Origin of the sequence: Faecalicatena contorta (assembly GCF_021531995.1) — a bacterium.
GTDB classification, from domain to species: Bacteria; Bacillota; Clostridia; order Lachnospirales; family Lachnospiraceae; genus Dorea_A; species Dorea_A contorta_A.
This window is the reverse complement of record NZ_JAFBIZ010000192.1, coordinates 1-2,742: the sequence shown is the minus strand read 5'-3', so window position 1 is coordinate 2,742 and position 2,742 is coordinate 1. Positions and strand designations below refer to the sequence as shown.

Annotated in this window: 3 protein-coding genes; all 3 read right to left on the bottom strand. The window is 40.3% G+C overall.

Features of this window, described 5'->3' with window-relative positions; genetic code table 11:
• Window positions 1-65 precede the first annotated feature (65 nt).
• Window positions 66-557, bottom strand: coding sequence for a DUF6106 family protein (locus JQM82_RS14960; RefSeq protein WP_235251201.1), 492 nt, complete (start codon window positions 555-557; stop codon window positions 66-68).
• 102 nt (window positions 558-659) lie between these two features.
• Entirely contained in the window at window positions 660-2,285 is a 1,626-nt protein-coding gene (gene groL / locus JQM82_RS14955; protein ID WP_235251200.1) for a chaperonin GroEL, read from the bottom strand.
• Window positions 2,286-2,336: 51 nt separating this feature from the next.
• Window positions 2,337-2,624 (bottom strand): co-chaperone GroES, encoded by a 288-nt coding sequence (locus tag JQM82_RS14950; RefSeq protein WP_235251199.1) that lies wholly within the window; start codon window positions 2,622-2,624, stop codon window positions 2,337-2,339.
• Window positions 2,625-2,742 lie beyond the last annotated feature (118 nt).

Sequence of the window (2,742 nt, the reverse complement as noted above, 5' to 3'; positions counted from 1 at the left end):
CTATAATACCGAATTTCACTGACTGTTGTCAACAGATTTCGACTCTTTTTTTATTTTTGTACAATCTATTTGCGAATCACCTTTCTGGGGGCTTTCATAAAAAATCCTTCAATAATTGAATCATTGGGTTCAAATATAATCTGTTTGATCTCCCCTCCATTTGATACGATCAGCGCATACTGATCTGCATTTCCTTCTCCTGATGTATAATCATAGGTTTTTGCTTTTTTATATTGCATCAGTTCCACTGCTCCTACCGGCGCAAGAATCTCCAACTGATCTAAACTTACGGAAAGAAGTCGTTTTCTTTTCGACTTATTCATGATCTTATCAATATCAAGATCTCCATTTACAAATAAATACTCATATTCCACATTCATGCTGCGGAACATAATAACATCAACAATGATTAAGATTACTGTAATAAGAAGTCCAAATGAGAACATGAATATGGCAAACACGGATACGATCGTAAGCGCGACAAGAAGCGCTCTGATCATGAGATCTTTCATGCCTGTCTGTTTTTTAATCAATTGTTCTGTGTAAAAGTCATCCATGGTTTTTTCCTCCAAGCTTATTATACTTACTGCCATTGTACCACATATCATGACAAAAAGAAAACTCCTCATAAGAGGAGTTTTCAAAAAGTTTATAATCTGTTACATCATTCCCATTCCCGGGTTGCCGCCTGCCGGCATAGCCGGTGTATCTACCTTGATGTCAGCCACAACAGACTCTGTTGTCAGCAATGTAGATGCTACGCTTGTTGCATTCTGAAGTGCACTTCTTGTAACCTTTGCCGGATCAAGAATACCTGTCTCAACCATATCAACATACTCTTCTGTCAGAGCATTGAATCCGGTTCCCACTTCAGATTCTCTTACTTTATTGATAATCACAGCACCCTCGAGTCCTGCATTGGCTGCAATGTGGAACAGCGGAGATTCCAGTGCCTTTAATACAACCTTTGCACCTGTCTTCTCATCACCTTCCAGAGTTTCCGCAACCTTTGCAACTTCTTTTGCAGCGTGAATATAAGCAGATCCGCCACCAGAAATAATACCTTCTTCTACGGCTGCTCTGGTCGCATTCAGAGCATCTTCCATACGAAGTTTTGCTTCTTTCATCTCAGTTTCAGTAGCAGCACCAACACGGATAACAGCTACACCGCCTGCCAGTTTTGCAAGTCTTTCCTGTAATTTTTCTCTGTCAAAATCAGATGTGGTCTCTTCAATCTGTCCCTTGATCTGTGCAACACGGTCAGCAATTGCAGCTTTATCACCCATGCCATCAACGATAACCGTATTTTCTTTCTGAACCTTTACAGATTTTGCACGTCCAAGCTGATCAAGAGTAACTTCCTTCAGATCCATTCCCAGTTCATCAGAGATTACTTCTCCGCCTGTCAGGATTGCGATGTCACGAAGCATTTCTTTTCTTCTGTCCCCATATCCCGGTGCTTTAACAGCTACTACATTGAAAGTTCCGCGAAGCTTGTTAACGATCAGAGTTGTAAGCGCCTCTCCTTCAATATCTTCAGCGATGATCAGAAGTCTTGCACCGCTCTGTACAATCTGCTCCAATACCGGAAGGAGTTCCTGAATATTAGAAATCTTTTTGTCTGTAACCAGAATATAAGGATCATCCAGATTTGCTTCCATCTTATCCATATCGGTTGCCATATATGCAGAAATATATCCACGATCAAACTGCATACCTTCTACCAGGTCAAGCTCTGTCTTCATGGTCTTGGATTCTTCAATTGTAATAACGCCATCGTTAGAAACTTTTTCCATAGCGTCTGCTACCATCTGGCCAACACCTTCATCACCTGCGGAAATAGATGCAACCTTTGCGATCTGGTCTTTATCTTTTACTTTACTGGACATCTTTGCAATTGCCTCAACTGCAACATCTGTCGCTTTTTTCATACCTTTACGAAGAATGATCGGATTAGCGCCTGCTTCCAGGTTCTTCATTCCTTCATGTACCATAGCCTGTGCAAGTACGGTAGCTGTTGTTGTTCCATCTCCTGCCACATCATTGGTCTTGGAAGCAACTTCTTTAATCAGCTGTGCACCCATGTTTTCAAATGCATCCTCAAGCTCAATTTCTTTTGCAATGGTCACACCATCATTTGTAATCAGCGGAGCACCGAATGACTTGTCAAGAACAACATTACGTCCTTTTGGTCCAAGTGTTACTCTAACTGTATTAGCAAGCTGATTTACGCCTGCTTCCAAAGCTCTTCTGGCTTCAGCGCCGTATTTGATTTCCTTTGCCATAATTGCATTCCTCCTAAAAATTATATGATATCTATTATGTCTGTGGTTTTATTACTTCTCTACGATTGCAAGAATATCATCCTGCTTTACAACAATATATTCCTCATCATCAAGTTCTACTGTTGTACCGGAATATTTAGAGTAGATAACCTGCTGTCCAACAGTTACATTCATTGTAACTTCCTTTCCGTCTACTGTTCCTCCAGGTCCAACTGCCACAACTTCTGCCTGCTGTGGTTTTTCCTTTGACTGTCCAGGAATCACAATTCCTGACTTTGTAGTCTCTTCTGCTACTAACTGTTTTAAAACAACTCTGTCGCCTAATGGTACTAATTTCATAATATAAGCCTCCTTATTGATTTCTATATTGTTAGCACTCAACAAAAGAGAGTGCTGAAAGATTCTAGATATAAAATAGCACTCTCTTTTCTTTTTGTCAACACAATTTATATTTAGT